This window comes from Agrobacterium sp. 16-2014-1-2a (genome assembly GCF_053522705.1).
This window is the reverse complement of the sequence record NZ_JBNWBX010000004.1, coordinates 316,011-337,612: the sequence shown is the minus strand read 5'-3', so window position 1 is coordinate 337,612 and position 21,602 is coordinate 316,011. Positions and strand designations below refer to the sequence as shown.

Sequence of the window (21,602 nt, the reverse complement as noted above, 5' to 3'; positions counted from 1 at the left end):
ATATGACATTGCGAATTCGCTCCAGCAGAGATCTTATTTCAATCAATCTTCTCGATCCCAACCGGTGGGAAAGCACCGGCGACGACCCATTTTTTGATATCCGCTTCAACACCCTTCGAAAGCCAATACTGGTCGCGTTTCTCCGTACAACGGATGGAGAGATGATCGAGCCAAAAGTCTACCTGAACAGGGGGCACGGTTACCGAGAGCGCGATACAGTGCAGCACGAACCCGGCCATAGTTTCATTGTAACCGCAGATGTTGGACGTTTGGGTTTAGTGAAGTCCCTGCGGATAGATCCATCGGCTCAACCTGGGGAGTTCTCCTTCCAGATAGAGGCCTTTCCAAACTGGGATAGCGCAGAACATGTGATCAAGCTCAGAATGGAAGCCGATATGCAGAGCGCGAAACGCTGGGATATCGGCCGACTGCCGCGGTTTCGGCTCAAGCTGCCATCGCCTCGCCTCCGACATGCTAGATCACAGGTCCTAGAATTTATCGATACACAGTATGGACTGGCGCAAAAACTACACGTTGCTCGCCCTGAGCCAAATGACAATGTATGGCTCAGTATTGTAGTCCCGGTTTATAATGCCCCGAAGCGCTACCTCGACGATCTCGTGAAGTCATTCGAGAGGCAGCACACAGAGGGCGTCGAACTGATTCTCAGTGACGACGCCTCGACCTCAGAAGAGACGTTGCGCTTTTATGAGGTATTGGCCAAGCGTAATACCATCAAGATTGCTCGTAGTGGCGTGAATAGAGGTATCGCCAACGCGACGAACGAGGGCCTCGCTCTGGCTTCAGGTACGTGGGTGACGTTGCTCGACCATGATGACCTTATCGCTCCGCATGCGTTGAAGATGATTGCTGCGACGATCGTTGCAAACCCTCAATGCCAATTCCTCTATACGGATGAGGTTGTCGTCAATGATCGCCTTGTTCCTGATGGATTAATGCTGAAGCCTGCCTTCGACCCGGTCCTGCTGACGGGCGTGAATTACATCAACCATTTCTCGGTTTATCGTCATGATCGTTTACGTAGGATTGGATATCTCAGAACGGCTTTCGATGGGTCGCAGGATTATGATCTTCTGTTGCGTTATCTTGAGGGGATTCCAGAGCAGCATGTTATCCATATCCCCTATCCTGCCTATTGGTGGCGCCGGACCGGCCAGACCTACTCCCGCCGTTTTATGGATAAAGCGACTGAAGCCGCGCGTCTTGCACTTTCAGAGAGATTTCAGCGCGAAGGCCAGGTGATCAAAGTGGTGCCGGCCCTAACCGAAACCCTCCACCGCGTGGAGTTTTCTCTTCCCAAAGGACTCGACTGGCCAAAAATTTCGATCATCATCCCTAGTAGAGATAGTTTCGACCTCATAAGCACTGTCCTCAAAGGACTGTTTGAGGACACAGATTACCAAAACCTAGAGGTCATTGTCATTGACAATGGAACCACTGATCGACGCGTTCTGGAACTATATCGAAGCTACACGGAATCAAAAAAGAACTTCTCAGTCACCATAGCCGAAGAGGCTTTTAATTTCGCCCGGGCGATAAATCGCGGGATGGAAAAGGCCTCCGGCGAACACTTCCTGATACTCAATAACGATATTGAAGTTATCGATGCAGGTTGGCTGAAAGAAATGGTCTCGTGCCTGAAATTTGACGCCACGGGGATTGTCGGCGCCAAGCTTCTATATCCTAATAAGAAAATTCAACATGCTGGTGTGATTGTTGGTTTTGGCGGATTAGCTGGGCACTGGTATCTCAACAAGCCAGCCAATTTCGGAGGGCCAATGAATCGACTGCATTTGCGAAACTCGGTAACGTGTGTGACTGGCGCTGCAATGTTGATATCCGGGGATTGTAAGGAGATAGTTGGTTCTTGGGACGAAGAGAATTTCGCCGTCGCATATAACGATGTTGACTATTGCATCAGGGCCCATAAGGCGGGCTTCAGGATTGTATGGACGCCGTTTGCGTGCATGTACCATCATGAGTCAGCCTCTCGTGGGTCAGATCTCGTTGGAGACAAGAAACGCCGTTTCGAACAGGAAAAAGAAAACCTGCGCCTATTGCACGGCACTGATACATTTGAAGATCCTTCGATCAATCCAGGCTACGAAAAGAGGCATTCGACGCCAGGTTTGGAGTTGCCCGTTCACCTTGCGCCTGCCCGCGCAGGTCTGAGGATCCAGCCCACGCGCGATCGTAACCAGATTAGTTCTGCAACAACGCGAGACAGGCCGACAGAGAGAGATTGATAACCTCCACCTGCTCCCACCTCAGGCTTCGAGGTACAATCGGGGTGAATGTTTCTCAGGCTTTTTCCGGGGGGCATGACCGCTGTCCCCGCCCGGAGAGTTTACGGTTCCATCGAGTATTCGCACTGCGATGCCTTCAGCTGCCGCCGAAGAACCTGCTTTTGAAGAGAGATTGCCTCGAACCTGGATTGAAGCTGCCAACAAACGATAGAACGCTGCCGCCAATTCCTTATTTGGTTTTTGAGGGTCTTCCCAAAATTGGTCCAGCTTCTTTTGATCCGTCATACCGGCGACGTCGTAAATCGCCGTTCCAAGCACTTTGGCCGGAATTCCATCAGAAATCCCATGAAGGGCTGCGGTAGAGTTGACAGTGACAATTCCAGAGCACCCAGAAATCAACGCGGCAAGGTCACCTGCACCAAAGTAATAGACCCGATCGCCAATGCTCAACCTCTTCGACATTTTATCTATAAATCGGCGCCATGAAATCAGTCCATTGTCAAGCGGGTGCACCTTAATCACAAGCCGAGTATTTCCTGGGGCAAAAGAGGCAAAAGAGGTCAGCACTTCGGCAATAGCTTGCTTTTGACTGCGATAGGGTGAATGCGCACGAAGCTGGAAATCCGTCTCAAGTTGAAGCGGATACACAAACCACGGTTGATCCGCTTTATTTAACGCGAACAACATTTCTTGCGCCCTGGATGCTCGGTGTCGTTTTGTCGCGAGTTGAAGGATCCAGCCTGCATACTCTACCAGAGGATGAAACAACGAGTGTCGCTGATAATGAGGATAGAGCGGGTGGAAAAAGACAGAGGGAAGATAGTAGGCGAGATCGTATAGCGCTTCTGCGAGAAAGGTTTGGCGATAACGAGGTGTCCGGTCAATTTCGGGCAAGAGGGCTGCGGCAGACAAGATCACCCCCGGCTCATTTGGAAAATGGGAATTGGACGATGTACCATTCATCTCCACTGTGACCCAATCAGGACGCAGGTAGCCCATCTCGATCGCGACGATTGCTATACCATGCGCCTTGGCGGCCATAATGGCCTCCTGATGGTATGGTCTTTCCTCACCGAACAAGATGATGGTTTTGATATCCTGATCCTTCAGGAACTTGCGGATGAAGTTGCCCCAGTTCTGCGGACGACCACGATAATTGACTGCCTCTCCCCTGCTCCAGAAGAGCTGGTCGCCGAAATTGAGATTGATGCGATAGCACGCATGACCTGCCCGAGTGAGATTCCCGGCGATCATGGAAAAAAGCGGAGAAGCAGGCCCTTGGAGAAAGAGATAAGGTCCCTGCGAAGTCATTTGAATCGCTCCTTGTATAGATGCGCATGCCAAAGGAGCGTCTCGAACAACGTCCACGGGGCCTCGATCCGAGATGCCGTTGCGACGTGCTTGCTCTCTTTTGCTCTAGCGAGCGGCACGATAAAATAGTCTGTACGAGGGTCAGGGAAAGGGTCGGCGTATTCTTTTAAAAGCGGTGCATGGTCGCCATAAAATGCTAGCCAGACCGGACGATCATACTTATCCAACTCCGCGACAAGACGGGCTAGGGCATCATCCGCTTTGCGCAATAGTTCCTTGTATATCTCAATCGGATCATTCATGCCTTCGACGCGACCCGCCTCCCAAGGGCCGTGATTGGCCATGGAAGCTACGAAAAGAAGGGCTGACTGCCGTTTCTCCAACCCCTCGGCAATTTCCAGAACTTTCTCGGTCAGGCGCATGTCCGACACGTAGGCGCCATCACGTGCAGGAACATGATCGAAATCATCGAGCATCGTCATTTCGCCAAAACCGAAAATTGGCATGGCCTTGTGCCTAAGAAAGAAGGTTCGGTCATACGGATGGATGAAATGTGTATACCATCCAACCTTCCGCAGCTTGTTGGGCCACACAATATCCGCGTAATGCGACGCGCGAAGATAAGGATAACTGGCATCGGCGTGAACGTCGTCCGGCTGGAGACCACTCAGAACAGCAAACTCGGTCCTCAGCGTATAACCACCTTCAAATACGCTGATAAGCCGGCCCCACTGCGCGGCCCGCTCCTTTAAAACATCGATGGTCGGGAGATTTAGGTCGTCGCATCCGACGTTGCGCAGATCCATGAAGGATTCCGACTGCCAGAAAATCACCAGAGGCGATTCACGGCTGGGCTCTCCTAAAAAATCGTGAATAACGCTTTGAAGGCCCTTGGCGAGTTCTTCAATAATCGCCTCTCGCCGCATGCCAAGCCACATCATGAAATGGTAGCTGACGGAGGTGAAGGTTCCGAACCGGGTCGTGTTCGACTTGACGTTGAGTGTCCTGAGAAGCCATTGCGCGACCAATGCCGCGACACGTCCGATCGGCTTTACAAAAAGCATGAGAATGCAGAGGCTCGGCACGAGTACACCGACCAGAATCCACAACCATGTGTGATGCGACGGTATAATCGAGGGCTCGGCAATCATAAACAGCGCGGAAACGCCAAAGACATACGACAGCGCCATGATCCAGAACAGCACATTGAAGTTCGTCGCGTAAAAAATGCTCTTATACTTGAATACATCAACAACCAGCGCGATATCCGAGAATACGAGTGGCTCGCGGATAAAAATATATTTTGCTCGTGATATGCCGGTGAAGATCACGAAAAAGCTGATCGTTCCAAGTCCCGAGTAGAACGGCCGCCAGGATATGGCGAAGAAAATTGAATACACGAACAATATGATTGGAAGCCTGGCGAGTTGTTCGACAACAATCCGCTGGGGGCTGTGTTGCAGACGATTTTCCTGCCTAACCCGTTTCGGTATGGCGAACGGATCGGTCAGGTAAACAATCATTGCGGCCACGACAAAGGATACGGCCGTAAGAGAAACGGGTTGATCCTCGTGAAGAGAAATGTCGAACAGGAGTGATTCCATCGTCAAGCCTGCATCCGCTGCAAGCGCCGATATAGAACCGGTTTTATGAATGCAGAAAACCACCATAAAAGGGTCAAGGAGGCCCCAAAGTGCACTTGCGCCGTTCCCCTGTCTATACCAATGACAATCTTTCTTGCTACCTGATCCGCCGGCCAAGGCGCAACTGCACCCATCAGGTGCCGGGCAGCTTGCGGGCGCAGAGGTATCTCACGCTCATATTGCGGCGTAAGCGTATCGGGCGGAAAACTAACGCCGACGGTGACGCCCGCATTCGCGACCTCAATCCGCAGGGATTCCCCAAATGAAGATAGCGCCGATTTCGACGCACAATAGGCGCTGTAGCCCGGAATGCCGATGAGGGCAGCACCGGACGATACCAGCATGATGTGGCCGCTGGCTCGCTTTTTCATGCCATTAAGGACCGTCCGAACCGCGTTCACGCATCCAAGAAAATTGACGGATAATTGTGCCTCAAAAATACCTGCCGATTGAGCATCGAACTCTTGCGGATCAACCCGCCCGGCTGACGCCACCAGTATATCGCAGGGACCGTGATTCGCTTCAGCGGCAATAATCGCCTCTCTCAATTCCCTTTCATCGCTCACATCCGCCGAGGCGATAAACACGCCCCCCCCTGCCCCGAGGTCCGCCCCGGTGAGCGCACGGGCAGCGGTAAGAAGCATCCCTCGCCTGCGGGCAATCAGAGAAACCCGGTAACCTCTACCTAAATAAATTTTGGCGACCTCCAGGCCGATACCACTCGATCCGCCCGTGATAATAATGTGAGGCATAGGCCGTTTCCAAACTCGGGTCTGACTAGCTGAATAATTTTGCGACTTGCTGCATATCGAGGCTTCCGAGTCCGACGTTGCGTTTCAACAGATCGTTCAGACTATTAGCCGTTAGATGCACGGCTGTCTCAATATGGCCTCTGGTGTGATCGCTAGTCAGAAAAAACCGGATCCGAGCCATGCCCTCCTGCACTGCAGGATAGATGATCGGCAGGGCATTGACACCTGCATTCAATAATTCGTTGGATAATTGCACAGCCCGCAGGGAGTCACCAACAATGACAGGAACGATGGAATGACCTCCGCTAGTGCCTGTATCCAGCCCGGCTCGGCGTGCAACATCGAGGAACAAGCTACCGTTTTCACGTAACCGTGCAACGCGATCCGGCTCGTTTTCAAGGATCGAAAGACTGGCTAGCGCGCTGCTTGCCAATACCGGCGGGAGACCCACGCTATAAACAAAGCCGCCTGCATTTGCCTTTAATATCTGGATGAGGGCGGAACATCCCGCTACATAGCCGCCGCAACTGGCGGCTGTCTTAGACAGTGTGCCCATCCAGATATCAACATTTGACGGATCGATTCCGAAATGTTCGAAGGTTCCTCTTCCCTTCTCGCCCAAAACTCCCAACGCATGAGCCTCATCAACCATGAGCCAGAATCCAAACTTGCCCCTCAGGCTGATCAAATGCGGAAGTGGAGTGACGTCCCCGTCCATCGAATACACGCCCTCGACAACCACGAGAATCCGCTCGAACTCGCCCTCAATACCGATCAGAATATTTTCCAGATCGGCAATGTCGTTATGGCGGAAAAAACGACGAGTAGCACCGGATAGCTTTATCCCGGCAAGAACGCTGTTGTGGATCAACTCATCATGGATCACCAGATCCTTTGGCCCCATTACGCAGCTGATGACGGTCGAATTAGTGAGATAACCGCTGACAAAACAGACAGACGCCTCCGTTTCATAGATGGAGGCTAGCTTCTGCTCCAGAAGTCCATGCTGTGGCCGCTCGCCCGCGACCAGTCGACTTGCAGATGCCGATATACCGAATTTATCGATAGCCTCGACGGCAGCAGCATGCACGGCCGGATGGCTGTTTGTGGCAAGATAATCATAGGACGCGAAGTTGATGACTTCCCTGCCGCCAATACGCGTGGTGGCGCCAGCTGCCCTCTCATGCGACCGGTAGAAAGGATTATCGACTCCTGCAAGCCCGCTAATCGCCTTTTGAGCGAGGATCTTCTTGTATTCCGCCAGATCCTCAAAACGCTTAGGAGCTTTTATCCGCTCCGGCATTCGCCTGTTGACCCGCGATAGCCGGTTCTGACCAGCCGCCTCATGTCGGTCACGCAGCAAGTTCAAATAGTTGGCGCCAGCATTTTTCGTCCCGTCGGCGTCGCCGTTTTCGTCATCCACCATCTAAACTCTTTTCCGTTCCTGCGTTGTGGCACCATGCTTTTCAGCCAACGCTGCCAAAAAGGACGCGTCCTCCGGTCCCCCGTCTTCTCTGTCAGTCGCGGAGCTTGACACCACCTTATCGTAAAGCTTCTGCACGATGTCACCGATCGTTGCGCCCTCTCCCATTCCCGAGAACGGAATATCTATCCCGCTCTTCTGCTGGAAACTCGCACCAAGTTCCATTGCCATCAAGCTGTCCAATCCGATGTCCTTGAGAGCCTTGTCAGACTTGATGCTGTCTTCCGCAACCTTGAGGATCGAGGAAATTTCAGCGGCAAGGAACTCGTGAAGAAGGGCGCTCGCCTCCTCACGTGTCTTTCCGGCGACGAGCGTAGCGAGGTCGATCCTGTCCCCTTCTCCTCCGCCCGCATTCGAGATAGCGGTGCGTGGAATGGCCGAAAAAAGTGGTTGCGACGCGAGCGGCAGCGACGCCGCGCTAGCCCAATCGATCTCGGCAACCATGACCACGGCTTCATCGATCGTTCCGCCATCCTTCAGGAGCACGCGCTCGACGAAACTGAGTGCACGCTTTGCCGTCAACGCCGTCTTTCCTATACGCCGCGCTAGAATGTCATTCACACCGGTGTTGCGCGTAAGAAATCCTGCGTCGGCAATCGCGCCGAAGCCAATCGCTACCCCAGGGAGACCCACAGCTCTTCGCGACCTCACCAGACCTTCGAGATATCCGTTCGCGGCAACATAGTTGGCTTGGCCCGGATTTCCGATCATCGTGGTTGCCGACGAGAACAGCAAAAACAACTCCAGTTCGTCTTTGCGTGTCAGGCGATCTAGATTGCCGGCGCCATTCGCCTTCACCTCGATGACCGCTTGATTGCGTTGACGATCCAGATTGGAAATCAGCGCATCATCAAGGACCATGGCGGCATGGACAACGCCCTTGACAGGACCGTAAACGCGCAATTTCTTAAGTAGCGCATCAAGCGAGGCTTCGTCAGTGACATCACATGAATGAACACTCGAAGCGATACCAGCAGCATTCCACCGAGCAGTGGCCGCAAGGGTTTCCTCATCAGGAACACCACGTCGGCTGCAAAGAGCAACATGCGTCGCGCCGCGACTCGCTAACCAGTCCGCCGCCGCGAGCCCGAAACCACCAATGCCGCCGACGACTAGGTACACACCCGGGCTCAATTCGAGATGGTGCGCTCCTGATTTTTGCACTGCGTCCCTTTTGGGCTGCGGTGGACGAATGATGATTTTGCCAATATGCCCGGCATTCTGCATCAGACGAAATGCGGGGGCGGTTTCGTCATAATTGAAGGACCGGTAAGGCAGCGGAACGAGCTTGCCCTCAGCGAATAGTGCCCCGATCTCTCCGAAAATACGTCTCGTAAGCTCGGGCGCATTGATCAAAAGCTGGTCGGCATCGATCCCAAAATACGAGATATTGCGGCGGAAGGGTCGAAGAGCAAGCTTGCGGTCGGAGTAATAGTCCCTCTTTCCGAGTTCCAGGAAACGACCGAAAGGCTTCAGGAGCTCGAAACTGCGCTCCATTGCTTCGGCGAACAGGGAGTTCAGCACCAGTTCGACGCCCTTGTCGTCGGTAACGCGTAGGACGTCACCGACAAATGCAAGAGAGCGGGAATCAAAGACGTGATCGGCACCAAGCAGCGACAGGAAACGTCTTTTTTCGACGGTACCCGCTGTTGCAATCACTTTTGCCCCACGAAGCTTTGCGATCTGGAGCGCCGCCAGCCCGACGCCTCCGGCTGCGCCGTGGATAAGGATCGTCTCACCCCGGCCGATGCGGCCAAGCTCAACCATCGCATAATACGCCGTCAGGAACGCTACAGGAACCGTGGCGGCCGCCGCCGGATCTATCCCTGCCGGTATCTTGGTGAGCCCATCTCGAGCTACCGTGATGTGCGTCGACAGGGCCTGAGATGCGATGCCCATAACCTCATCGCCCGGAACAAAGTCTGTGACGCCCTCGCCCACAGCAACAACGGTTCCCGACATTTCCATACCGATCGTGGCGCCGGCAAAACCGTCCTCCAAAGCTTCTTCCGGCAACAATCCCATGGACCACATGACATCACGGAAATTCAGCCCCGTCGCAGCAACCCTCACACTGACTTCGCCAGCCGCCGGCGCTGGTATCCTGTTTTGCTCCCAAGAAATCGAATCGATGCGTCCCGCAAAAAGCTGGCGGATCGTCGCGCTCTCGAAATTTTTTGTCTTCAAACTCGCAGATCTGGCGTGGCCGGGTACAGCCCGCACGACGGAGAGCAGCGCGGTTCTCCGATCCTGTACCCATTCCCTGTCTCGGCCGTCACAAGACAGTATCATAGAGACTGCGTTGAACCTCATCGCGCCATCGGCCACCGGGTCCAGCAGAAAAACCTCCAGTTCGTCATATTCATTCTGCAAGACGCGACAGAAGGTCCAGACACCGCTTGCCGTGGGATCAGGTTCTGCCGAACCGGCAGGCGAACCACCTTCGGCAAGGACGAGCAGTCTCATCCGAGAAGGCGAATTTTGGGACCTCATATGTTTGCGTGCGGCCTCAGCAAAAGCGCTGATGATTTGGATCGCATCCTGCAAACAGTCAGACCCTTTACACTGGCGTCTCGTATCGAACACGAACGCGAGCGCGCCCTCCTTGTCCGTGAAGAAAGTTGCGAACTCCGCTTCGGCACCCCTTGTCGTACAACGCAGTGGCTCGAAGACCGTCGAGGAAGCGTGTTCGCCATCAACTATTTCCACTACGGCCGCAAACGGCATTGTCTTGGCCGATTCAACCGCTAGAGCGCCCGACCCCTGAGCCTCTACGAGCAAAAGCGCACCGTGGGCACTCTCGTGTTGCCGGATATGTGTTTGCGAGAAGCCGCACTCGGCAAGAAGCGCGCGCCATTGTGCCTCGGTGGCAAATTTCCCAATCGGAAACTCGGGCGTGGCGCTGCCGGAGAACCAGCCATCCGTAAGGCCGAAAACAAAATCCGCAAACCCGGACGATGCCAGATCAACGATAGCAACGGTCGCAGCGACAGAGCCGGCGATACGTTGAACGGCTTGCAGGCGCTTGTCCCGGTGCAGCTTTCCATAGACATCGCCGCTGGCGCTAACGACAAGGTCAGCCCGAGTTAATGAAACAGGATTATCGAGGTCCAGGCAGGAAATCGACGGATTGCGCTCAAAAGCGATCTCGAGCGTCCGACGCAAATGGTCGGAGGGCTCAGCGATGATGAGCTGCGCACCTTTAAGCGCCGCCAGTTCGGCCAACCTTTGACTGAAAGCCGGCGATACCGCGCAGATCTCAATGATCGTAAAGCCATCACCTTGCTGGATATCTCCCAGCGCGTTCTCGACTGCTGCCAACACAAGTAACTCGCGCTCGCGCGCGAAGGCGGTATGGTGGCGAACATGGTCCATTGTTGCTTCGCTCACGAACGAAACGCTGTCCTCAGTCCGTGATAAGGAAGACTGAACGGAAAGCCGCGCCAGCGTTTCTCTATAAGCGTTATTGACGAGCACAGCCTCGGCAACACGGTCGGGAAAACGGATGTTGATCTGGCCAAGAAGTTCTTCGACCGACGGCAGTTCGCAGGGCTGCTGCAACAGCCACCCCTCCTCATTGGACTGCACCATTCCAGCATCCTCGAGCGCATAAAGACAACTCGAAAGATAGCATTGAAAACCCTGATTTCCCGGCAGCGCAGAAAACGTAACAGCGTCCTTGCCATCTGCTAGCAGCCGGGCGACATCGAACGAAGCCCGAAGCACGGCGGCAGTGAGAATAATCGTGCCTTCAGCGGGAGCGATGGAATCGACCATTGGCAGGTATCCGCGTCCATCCACTTTGGCGGGCTTACTCGAAACGGTCGCTTCGACGGCGTCCGGCACCGCCTCATAATGAAACGTGGCCGTTTCCAGGGTCGTATGTTGTCGCAGCCAAGTGCGGCGAAAGCGACAGTCATCAAGAGATGAAACCAGTGTTCCGTCTGCTGCGATGAGATCGATTCTTGCTTTGAGACTGTGGGGGCTGAAGCGTTGAATCTCGATGACGGCGCTTGCGATAGCCTTCGCTGATGAAGCGAACCGAACCGAACCAAACCGCACTGGAATATAGGGGGCACCGTCGGCCTCGCCCGTCAACAAAGCGAAAAGAGCAACAAGGCCATGGAACGCAGCATCGGTCGAGACCGGATCGAGACCATAGCTAAGATAGGGATGGACAGGAGCGGCAGCAGGCTGCAACTCTACCAGGATATGCTTTTCGTTGTAGACTTCGGCCTTATTCAGAAGTTGGAAACAGGCGGCATAGTCCAGACCAAAACTCCGGGCCGTCTGATAGGCCTCCGCGCCACCGATCTGATGGATTTTTGCGGTACTGGAAGGCCGAAGCCTCACACTACCAATACTTTCAGTCGGCTTGCGACTGCGTGCCGTGGCATGGATCGTCCACCCATTGTCACTCAGATACTCACGTGAGGCAATTTCGATAAAACCGGTCTCAGGTGAAAGTTTGGTCGACAGCTCGATGAGCTTGGTTTCCCGCAGCTCCAGCGGGCGGAAAATTTCGAGGTTCGTGATCTCTACGTCCGAAACGCCGTAAAATTGCCGTGCAGCCTGAAGCGCTATTTCTATAAATGCGCTGCCCGGCAGAATGGGTTTGCCGTCAACTACATGCCCGGCAAGATCCGGAAACAGCTGTGCGTCCAAATGGTTCTTCCAGGCGGAGGAGTTGGGATCGGTGCGCCAACCAAGCAGGGTGTATGTGCCATCGGCGCCATCGCGCCCAAACAAGTTGATTCCGTCCGTGGTCGAATTTGGTCGATAGCTGACATTCTCGAACGGAATGATCGGTAGGTCGCATGGTGCTATGTAATTCATCGAAGTCGATGGTACGTCGACGCCGTGTGCCACTGCGCGAAGTACAATGGACGTGACGGGGTCAGAATCGCCATCGAGCCCAGGGCGGCTGAGTGTGGGCAAAACCACGGCAGCTGCGGATTGCTGCCTTACAGTTTCTGTCACATAGCTCGACAGAATGGGTCGAGGGGATATCTCCAGGAAAAGGTTGCCACCATTCTCAACGGCAAGACTGACCGCCGCCTCGAAGGCAATCGGTTCACGGACATTCTTCCACCAGTACTCGGAATCGAGCTGGGCGCCGTCGATCAACGATCCAGTCACTGTTGAGATGAAGGGTGTATGGCCGGACTTCGGCGTTAATGGGGGCATATCCCGCAGAAACGCCATCTTCTCGCTATCTATGATAGGATGATGGAAAGGGTAATCGATATCAAGTACATGCACGACCTGACGCGACACTTGAGACAAAGCCTTGAATTGCTTGATCTCTTCAATCGGACCGGAAATCGTCACCGAGTTGCGGGCATTTATCCCGGCCACGACAATGTTATCCAGACCATGCTCTTTGGCAAAGGCGACGGCAAACGCCTCCGACATCACGGCGGCCGCCATCGCGCCCTGGCCCGCCAGGGAATGCTGATGCCTGGACCGAACAGCGACGATCGTAACGGCGTCCTTTGCTGAGAGGATACCCGCCGAGTAGGCAGCTGCCACCTCCCCTACGGAATGGCCCAGCACGAGGTCCGGTTTGACACCCTTTTCTACAAGGCAGTCCGTCAAGGCAGCCTGAAGGGCAAAGAGTATCGGCTGCGCCACTCGAGTGTCGCGCAGGGTCCTTTCCAAATCTCCAGCCTCAAGCAGTGCTGAAAGGTCAAGGCCGGCCTGCTTTAAAAACAGGTCGCTGAAGGCGTCAAATTTGGCCCTGAAGTCTAGATTGCCCTTGTAAGCGTCAAGTCCCATTCCAGCCCATTGGGATCCGTTACCAGCATAGACGAACACAGTCTTGACTGACTTGCCCGGCGTTTGGCCAACGTGAGCTCGATCACCTTCCCCGTCGCTCAGATAACCCGATAGAACTGACGCTATGTCACTGGCACTATCGCCAAAGGCTGCGAAACGGTGTTTGAGCGCCATGTTATTACTGGAGGAAACAAGCTGCTCAACCTGTTCGGCCGAAGACGAAGACAGCCGTGAACCGTAGTCCTGCAACAGCGACTCAAGCGCCGACTGCGTGTGTGCGGACAGAACAAACAAGCCGTTAAATGGCGCCGTATCGACAGAAATAGGTTCCGGTGGATCGGAGATCACCACGTGCACGTTCGTGCCACCGAACCCGAACGAGTTTATGCCCGCAAGTCGGCGCTTTTCGCCCCGTTCTATTGGGCGTGCGGCACGGTTCACCTCAATATTCAAACCATCGAAGTCAATCGTCTGGTTTAGGACATCAGCGTGCAATGTGGCGGGCAGGAAGTCATTTTCCAACGCCAGCATCGCTTTGATAAGCCCCAATATTCCTGATGCAGGCTCCGCATGTCCAATATTGGACTTGATCGACCCGATCGGGAGCGGCTTGGACCTGCCTTGCGCGATGACGGTTCCGATAGCCCACAGCTCCGCCGGATCGCCTACCTTAGTCCCAGTTCCGTGCCCCTCAACGAACACTAGATCGTTGCAGTCAAGGCCAGTGTCATTATAGAGTGCACTCAATAGCTGCGCTTGCGCTTCTCTGGATGGCAACGAAATACCATTGGTCCTGCCGGACGAGTTAACACCGCTGGCGACTAATGTCGCGCGGCTGCGTGCGCCCTCGCCGGCTACACGGTCCGCGCGCCTCAATATGACGGCCCCTGCACCCTCGGCGCGAACATATCCTTCCCCATTCTCCGCGTAAGCTCGGCAGAGCCCCTCCGGCGACAGCATTCTGGCCTGCGAGAATCCGACGAATGGAAAAGGATGCAGAAGAAGATTGACGCCACCGACGATAGCGGTATCGATTTCTTCGTCCTCGAGAGCCTGCCTGGCATGATGAAGCGCTACGAGCGACGAAGAGCATGCCGTATCAATCGTCATGCTCGGTCCTTTGAGACCGAATATATGTGAAATACGATTTGAAATGATCGAAAGTGTGTTGCCGGTCATGAAGTGAGGCCCGCCGGAGGCCGGATCCTCAACCTGGAGGTTGCCACTATCCAAAGACGACGCGCCAATATAGACGCCAACGCGCTCCCGCTTGAGTTGTTGAGGATTTACCCTTGCATCTTCAAGCGCACGCCAGACCGTTTGGAGAAGAATGCGCTGTTGCGGATCCATCTGAGCTGCTTCGCGCGCCGATAGCCCGAACAAGGCGGCATCAAATTCGAAAACATCATCAATCACGCCAGCCGCGAATGTGTATGCTTTACCCTGAACGCTTCTTGCAGGATGCCAGAAACGCGCCGGATTCCAGCGTTCAGCGGGTATTGCGGTAACTGCGCACTTCTCTTGTTTTAAGAGAATAAGCAGTTCCTGCACATTTTTTGCGGAGGGAGCAACGCATGCGCGTCCGAGAATTTCGACTGCCATAATTCATCCACTTAGGGCATCACCGGCACATGATCTGTCTCTAGCTTAGCCCCGAAAAAACTCAAATTTTGCAACTTTGCGTAGCCGCAAGAAAACGGCCAATTGGTTCGCAGCGAAAACACTGACGAACGAGTACAACTGATGCGCTGCTTTTCTGATGCCAAATTTTCGTCCCGCTGCAAAGGTTTTTTTTGGAGAAGGGTTTGGCAGGGTAGCCATCATTAATAGTTTCTTGCTATTGGGTTTGCACCTTTGAGTTTTATGTATGGGGAAATTGTGAAGAAAGCTGGCTTGTTATTGGTGGGGCTAGGACTGACATCGTGCAACAATCTTCCCGGTGACGGACCATTGGCATCTGACGTGCTTGAACAGTCCAAACAGTCGATGACGCGCACTTCCGCAGGGCAAAATGTTGTATTCGATGTCATCGACATCGACGTAAATTCCGCGACGCTGATATCAAAATTCGACGGAAAACTGCTGCAAAGTCGGTTCGGTATCGGCGGAGGTGTGAAAAGACCGGTGATTGGCATCGGAGATCAGTTGAAGATCACGATCTTCGAAGCGGGCTCCAATGGTCTTTTTTCGACAGGCGACTCTAAGCAGACTACACTGGACATCGTGGTGCAACCGGACGGCAAGGCAGCGATCCCTTACGTTGGCCTCGTGACGTTTTCAGGCAAGACGTTGGAGCAGGCGCGACAAACAATTTTGACGGCACTTGCAAGTAAGGCTGTCGAACCGGACGTCATTATCAACACCACTAGCACTGCGTCTCGAAACGTCACAGTCTCCGGCGCTGTCAAGAGCCCCGCCGTGGTGCCGCTCAATCTGGTTCCCGAATCGATTATGGAGGTGCTTGCCAAGGCGGGTGGACCTACGGCACAACCTTACGAAAGCTACGTGACACTGACACGGCAGTCGAAGACGGGAACAGTGCTTCTCAAAACGTTGGTGCAGAACCCGCAGGAAAATGTCTACGTTCAACCGGGGGACCAAGTCTTCGTCACCCGCGAGCCTCGCACGTTCACCGTCCTTGGATCAGTGAAAGCAAACAACCGGCTCGAATTTGGCGCGAACGACCTTAACCTGTTGGAAGCCGTTGCACTTGCTGGAGGTGGCTCGGCGGGTACAGGCGACATGAAGGGATATTTCGTGTTCCGGTACGAAGAGCCAGACATCATCATAGACCTCGTTGGCCAGCAGAAGTTTAATGACTTAATCCACCGGGGTATGCGCCCGGACAAATTCGGCCGCTACCCCATCGTTTATCGTTTCGATATGACGCGAGCCGGAAGCATGTTGGTCGGTCAGAACTTTGATGTGAAAGCTCGCGACGTCATATATGCGTCGCGCCATCCATCTATAGACTTCACGCGCTTTGTGACGATAATCGGCCAGCCAATTAGCATCGTCTCCGGTGGCGCGGGTATTTACAATAACTTCAATGACTAACGAGCGCACTTCACGTTAACCCGCTTTCGTACCCATCAAAATTGCGTGGCGCAAACAGCTCTTCTATTCGGACACACCGGATCGTCAGGCTTCTCCGATAGCATAAACGAGCCAGTCTGCGCAGTGGCGAAGCCCTCACTGTAATTCATCGCGGCGTATCGCGTCAGCTATCAAGGGGCGTATTCCCTACATCGCTTGTAGCATTTTCGGCACGGGACCCCGCAGCCAGTCAAAGCCAAGCGTCTCTTTAGAAACGAATCTACCTCCACCGAGGCGGAATCGTACATCTTGCAAATAGCAGTTTTTGTTGGCCACAATGGCACTGGCCAATCCCCACCATCAGCGGATATCGGCAGCGATTGACTCCTCCGGTTTGTGCTTTCGATCTTCTATTTCTGATGAGTGTCCTGTCGAAAGCAAGGAAGGTTCAGTAACTAAACATAGGGTGGAGAGCGACAGGAAATCTTTTCAAATTTACGGTTTTCTCTTGATTTTGAACAAGCTCCACGCAAGGGCAACAAAGTAATATGCTCTTTATTTGTTTGGAGAACATCAATGGAATCTGGAAGGTGGTACAGCACTGTCAAGATCGAGCTCGGCGGCCAGAGTCGGATTTATGCCCGCATCTCGTCGACACGTGGTGCGGCATCGTATCTCCTTGATCAATGGCCAGGCGCTCGAGATATGTCGTACAAAGAGGCCGTAGTATCGTGCACGAAAGCGCTTAAAGGCGAGGTGAATGACGAAATCGCGTTCACCAGCTTCATCCATGCAGCCTCTATCTCCGGGCTTAGATACGTAAGCACTCCAGAAGCATCGCCCGATAAGTTCGAACAGGACATCAGAAAAGCGTTGAGGCAATCGATTTTGAGCGATTTCGGAGCGATGCTTGTTGTCGATCGTCAGCGGGACTAGGACAACCTAGTTGCGCGTCCCTATAAACAGGCCCCCACTGTAGGCTGCGGCATTGTTAAACGCCTGGCCTCTCTGCATTTTGGAAATGCGACTTTTAGTTTAGGTGACACAAGGTCTGCGCAATGCAACTTGTGCTTAATTAAGCCAAGACAAATGGGTTTTGTGCAATGCCGGTTGAGCAGAACGATTATCCAGAAGATGTGAAAATGATGGCTTGGGTCATCACGTCCAAGCACCTCTGCCGTGGCGAGAAAGATGTAAACAGAATTGTCGCCGATGCGATCTGGCAGGAGCGCCAGAGATGGCTCGGTCAAACGACAAACCAAACGTCTGGCATTCAATCTGCTTGGTAAGGGTGGGCCGACGCAATTTCGATGACATTATGGACTCACACTGTCAATCGGCGACGTTTGGATTAGTGTTAACACGCGTCACACCGACGTAATGATCTCATCTCGGTTGAGGGCCTATATAGCGGGACTGTGGCCGGATGAGCCGTCCAGTGCGCTCCTGTTCCAGCACGTGCGCTGTCCAGCCCGCCATTCGTCCTGCTGCAAACACATTCGTAAAACTGTCGCGGGGGAAACCAACGGCCTCCAGTACAAGCGCCGTATAGAATTCTACATTTGTCTGCAGTGGGCGCAGGGGCTTCTTTTCCTTTAGAAGCGCCAGCGCCTCCTCCTCCACCTTAGCCGCAAAGGCAATGCGATCGGAGCCGTCCGCGAGAGCCGAAACAGCCCCTTTTAACACGTCTGCACGCGGATCTCGCACGCGGTAGATCCGGTGGCCGAAACCCATCAAGCGCTCGCCCCGGGCCAATGCAGCTCGCAGCCAGGTACTTATGTTTGCCTCTGATCCAATCGCGTCAAGCATATCGAGCACTGGACCCGGCGCTCCGCCGTGGAGAGGCCCCTTCAAGGCACAAAGCGCCCCAACCACAGATGAAAAAAGCCCCGCCCCCGTCGAGGCAATTACCCGCGCGCTGAAGGTGGAAGCATTCAATCCATGATCGGCAACCGTGGTCAGGTATGCATCAAGCGCCCTCACCTTATCTGGCGACGCCTGAGCACCGGATATCATGTACAGAAAGTCGGCTGAAAAGGAGAGCATGGCATCGGGCGCAATCGCGACAAGACCCCGCCTGCTTCGGACGATGGTCGCGGCAAAGACCGGAACGGCCGCAACAGCCATCACGTGATGCGGAGTGCTTTCCTCGTCTGGCAAAGAAGACAACAGAAGGCGCAACGCCTCGACAGAGGAAAGATTGGGCAGGACGGGAAGCAAGGGCTGCATGAGGTCGAACGCGCGCTGCCGTGCCGCTCCCAGTTTAACTCGAATGCTCTGCATAGTCATCACCTCCGGGGTCTGCCCGTCCCAGAGGAGTTCCAGCATCTGCTCGAAAGACCAGTCAGCCAGTTCCGCCAAGTGATGTCCGCGAATGATCAGTTCACCCGCCTGTCCATCCACGTGACTGAGGATGGTTTCGGCGGCGATGACTTCATCAAGGCCGGAAGCCGGAATGCGGCCAACGAAAGCGGGTATTGCAGACACTGTCATTCTCCTCAGTTCAACGCGAACGGCCTTGAAGATGGTGCAGCGCATATATATCGTCAATCTTGATTCATATAATCAATATGAGAACGCCATGCACCATTCTGACAAATTCATGACAGCCGCTCACGCCGCTTCCGAATTGGGCATAAGCCGGGCAACACTTTATGCGTATGTGAGCCGTGGACTTATCCGCACCAGCGGCTCGCCGGATGAACCCCGTCGCAGGCTCTACAGCGCACATGACATTGAAGCGTTGAAAAAAAGAAAGGCCGTTGGGCGGCGGCCGAAACAGGTGGCGGCGACCGCACTGGACTGGGGACTGCCAGTGCTGGAATCCTCAATTACCGAGATCGCCGAAGGCCAGTTGCGCTATCGTGGCCGAGACGCCCTAGAACTTTCACAGGATGCATGTCTCGAGGATATTGCCCGACTACTCTGGGATTGCGGCAACGATGATCCTTTCGCTGACATAAAGGCCGCTCCATCGCCATGGCCACATGCTGTCCTCGACCACGCGCGGGAGCTGCCGCTGACGGAGCGGTGTCAGACGCTCCTTCCTTTGGTTGAAGCTGGCCGCCTCACCGCCTGGCAGCGCGACAATCGTCGTCTATGGCCTGGCGCCGCTAACATGTTGCGAGCCACAGCTGCCGCCTGCGCCTCACGTCAGCCGGACAAGCGGCCAGTTCACCTGTTTCTTGCAGATGCCTGGCAGGCGGACAGCCTCGGCGCGGATCTTATCCGTCGGGCCCTCGTTCTGCAGGCCGACCATGAACTCAACGCCTCGACATTTGCCGTACGCGTCGTTGCGTCCACAGGCGCGTCGCTCGGCGCTTGTCTGAACGCCGGACTATCCGCCCTGAGTGGGCCCTTGCACGGTGGAATGACCAGCCTTGTCGAATTGCTTTTCGATGAACTGGAGCAGTATGGGGATGCTGAGCGCGTGATCGATCAACGTCTCCGGCGAGGTGAAACAATTCCTGGCTTTCACCATCCGCTTTATCCGGAAGGGGATCCAAGAGCGAGCGGTTTGCTTCCACATCTGCCGCCTGGAGCACTGCGGGACGAACTGTTGCAAGTCATGAACGAGACCGCCGGACAATTACCGACCTGTGATGTCGCTCTTGTCAGCCTGCGCCGTAGCTTAAATCTTCCCCGCGGTTCAGCTCTGGCCCTTTTCGCGATTGCTCGAACTGTGGGCTGGGTCGCGCATGCTCTGGAGCAAAAGCTCGATGGCAAGCTAATAAGACCTCGAGCCCGGTACTTGGGGCATTAGGTAGGCCGGCTTGATATGTTGCCTAAGAGCAGTTGAGAATCAAGGTCGTAGCAGCTGGAGGGGCAAAGTCGATTCGGGATTGCGAGCGTCGCGATTCTTTTCAACAAAACCTTATTTGGTCGTTCCAACAAGGGCGCCTTTGCATCGTAAATTACTCTTGTTCAATAGCCCCGACGCTAATTGCGCGCCTCCTCAGCCGGACACACCGTTATGGGAGTGAGCAAATCACGAGACAACCAGGAAAGAGTTTCAGCGGTATGATGGCCCATCATTCGCTCACTTCAAATTCGCCGGCGTCAACGAATGCCGGCACTCACCATTCGATCCTTGAACCGTCATAGGCAAAAAACTGCCCTGTTTGTGCCGGTGTGAGACCATCGATTGTTTCCATCAGGCGCGCGGCAGACTGCTGCGGGGTGAACAAGTCTTTGCCCTTCGAAAATTGCTGGGACAGCTCTGTTTCGACTGTTCCGGGATGAAGCGCCACGATGATGGCCTGTGGGTTTGTGCGGGCGATTTCGATGGCTGCGGTTCGGATGATCTGATTTTGAGCGGCCTTGGACGCCCTGTAGGAGATCCATCCGCCCAATCTGTTGTCGCCAATCGAGCCAACACGCGCGGACAGGGAGGCAAAAATAGTTCGCCTGTCTCTGCGCAGAAGCGGGGTGAGATACTTCAAGAGCAAAGCAGGGCCTATGGCATTGACCGCAAACTGCCTCGCCATGTGAACTTCGTCGATCGCCCTTATCGACTTTTCTGGACCGGCACCATCGACCGTCAAGGCACCGGTTGCATTGAAGATCAGGTCGAAGGAGCCGCGCTGAGCCTCCAGACGGGCGGCAACTTCGCGCACTGTGGTTTCGTTCGTTATGTCGAGACCATCGACGCTTCGCGAGAGCGGCAAGGCGAGCGCGCAACGAGGGTCGGCATCGAAGTACGACAACAGGGCTCCACCAATGCCGCCGGATGCGCCCAAGACGATCGCCCTGTAGCCATTTTCAAGCGACTGCATCATCCATGCGCTCCATCAGCTGTTATTTCTGGACCGGAAACTCGAGCTTGGTGACGTCGTAGCCAAGCTCACGTGCTTTCGTGATCATTTTATTGAGCTTCGTTTTGGACGGGATGTTGCGGGCGTAGATCCACACATCGTCGGTTGACGGGTTGGCGCTGATGAACCAGGACTTATCAGGCGATTTGTAGAAAACCCAATAATTGAATGTGATGAAAAGAGGGTAGCGAACGCGCATCTTCGCATTGGTTGATCCAAAATCCTCGATCTTGCCAACGCCGTTCACCGTCTTGAGGCGACCCTTCGGATTTCCTGCTCGACAGCCATCTTCTATCAGCACTTCATCTGCCGATGCTCCCTGCCGATAGGTGGAATATCCTGCAACACATCCGTCTGTCAGCAACATGGGTGTACGGCCGATTTCAAGCCAGGTACCGCGGTAATGATCGAGACCCACGGCAACTGGTTTGGGGGCTGCGGAAACCGCAGAACCGGCAAACACAAACAGCGAAAATGTCAGGGCACCAATCACACGGTTACAATTTCTAAGCATAAAC

The 21,602-nt window shown here is 54.4% G+C and carries 12 protein-coding genes; 4 read left to right on the top strand and 8 right to left on the bottom strand.

Translation table 11 applies throughout. The annotated features are described in order from the left end of the window. Window positions 1–2: 2 nt before the first annotated feature. Window positions 3–2,267 carry a glycosyltransferase gene (locus ACQZ45_RS15700; protein WP_174066347.1) on the top strand — a complete coding sequence of 755 codons (2,265 nt, stop codon included), beginning with the start codon at window positions 3–5 and terminating at the stop codon, window positions 2,265–2,267. A 21-nt stretch (window positions 2,268–2,288) separates the two neighbouring features. Here the strand turns inward: ACQZ45_RS15700 and ACQZ45_RS15695 are convergent, their stop codons facing one another. The 5 genes from ACQZ45_RS15695 to ACQZ45_RS15675 are packed head-to-tail and all read right to left on the bottom strand — an operon-like array spanning window position 2,289 to window position 14,836. Continuing rightward, complete coding sequence (locus ACQZ45_RS15695; protein ID WP_174066345.1) at window positions 2,289–3,578, bottom strand: capsule biosynthesis protein; 1,290 nt, start codon at window positions 3,576–3,578, stop codon at window positions 2,289–2,291. Continuing rightward, complete coding sequence (locus tag ACQZ45_RS15690) at window positions 3,575–5,182, bottom strand: LTA synthase family protein (RefSeq protein ID WP_174066411.1); 1,608 nt, start codon at window positions 5,180–5,182, stop codon at window positions 3,575–3,577. The genes ACQZ45_RS15695 and ACQZ45_RS15690 overlap by 4 nt, the downstream gene beginning before the upstream one ends. A 2-nt stretch (window positions 5,183–5,184) precedes the next feature. Next, a complete protein-coding gene (locus ACQZ45_RS15685; protein ID WP_174066343.1) occupies window positions 5,185–5,973 on the bottom strand; it encodes an SDR family oxidoreductase in 789 nt (262 codons plus the stop codon). A gap of 25 nt (window positions 5,974–5,998) precedes the next feature. Beyond that, window positions 5,999–7,399 (bottom strand): aminotransferase class I/II-fold pyridoxal phosphate-dependent enzyme, encoded by a 1,401-nt coding sequence (locus ACQZ45_RS15680; RefSeq protein ID WP_421414308.1) that lies wholly within the window; start codon window positions 7,397–7,399, stop codon window positions 5,999–6,001. Beyond that, window positions 7,400–14,836 (bottom strand): SDR family NAD(P)-dependent oxidoreductase, encoded by a 7,437-nt coding sequence (locus ACQZ45_RS15675; RefSeq protein ID WP_448742354.1) that lies wholly within the window; start codon window positions 14,834–14,836, stop codon window positions 7,400–7,402. It abuts the gene before it with no gap. 276 nt (window positions 14,837–15,112) lie between these two features. Here ACQZ45_RS15675 and ACQZ45_RS15670 point away from each other — a divergent pair, with 276 nt between their 5' ends. Both ACQZ45_RS15670 and ACQZ45_RS15665 read left to right on the top strand, forming a co-directional pair. Then, window positions 15,113–16,291, top strand: coding sequence for a polysaccharide biosynthesis/export family protein (locus ACQZ45_RS15670; protein WP_419458342.1), 1,179 nt, complete (start codon window positions 15,113–15,115; stop codon window positions 16,289–16,291). A gap of 555 nt (window positions 16,292–16,846) precedes the next feature. Further along, on the top strand, window positions 16,847–17,206 hold the full coding sequence (locus tag ACQZ45_RS15665; protein ID WP_111803963.1) for a DUF982 domain-containing protein: 360 nt from the start codon (window positions 16,847–16,849) through the stop codon (window positions 17,204–17,206). Between the two features lie 450 nt (window positions 17,207–17,656). On the opposite strand, the gene ACQZ45_RS15660 is transcribed toward ACQZ45_RS15665, so the two are convergent. Then, the gene (locus ACQZ45_RS15660; RefSeq protein ID WP_174066337.1) at window positions 17,657–18,763 is read right to left on the bottom strand and encodes a citrate synthase/methylcitrate synthase; all 1,107 of its coding nucleotides are present in this window, start codon (window positions 18,761–18,763) and stop codon (window positions 17,657–17,659) included. Between ACQZ45_RS15660 and ACQZ45_RS15655 the strand changes: the two genes are divergently transcribed. Next, the gene (locus ACQZ45_RS15655; RefSeq protein WP_236759693.1) at window positions 18,726–20,033 is read left to right on the top strand and encodes a citrate/2-methylcitrate synthase; all 1,308 of its coding nucleotides are present in this window, start codon (window positions 18,726–18,728) and stop codon (window positions 20,031–20,033) included. The genes ACQZ45_RS15660 and ACQZ45_RS15655 overlap by 38 nt on opposite strands. A 313-nt stretch (window positions 20,034–20,346) precedes the next feature. Here ACQZ45_RS15655 and ACQZ45_RS15650 read toward each other — a convergent pair whose 3' ends face one another. Together ACQZ45_RS15650 and ACQZ45_RS15645 are read right to left on the bottom strand one after the other, a co-directional pair. Next, on the bottom strand, window positions 20,347–21,048 hold the full coding sequence (locus tag ACQZ45_RS15650; protein WP_448742353.1) for an SDR family oxidoreductase: 702 nt from the start codon (window positions 21,046–21,048) through the stop codon (window positions 20,347–20,349). A gap of 19 nt (window positions 21,049–21,067) precedes the next feature. Next, on the bottom strand, window positions 21,068–21,598 hold the full coding sequence (locus ACQZ45_RS15645; protein WP_448742375.1) for a lipocalin family protein: 531 nt from the start codon (window positions 21,596–21,598) through the stop codon (window positions 21,068–21,070). Window positions 21,599–21,602: the final 4 nt, after the last annotated feature.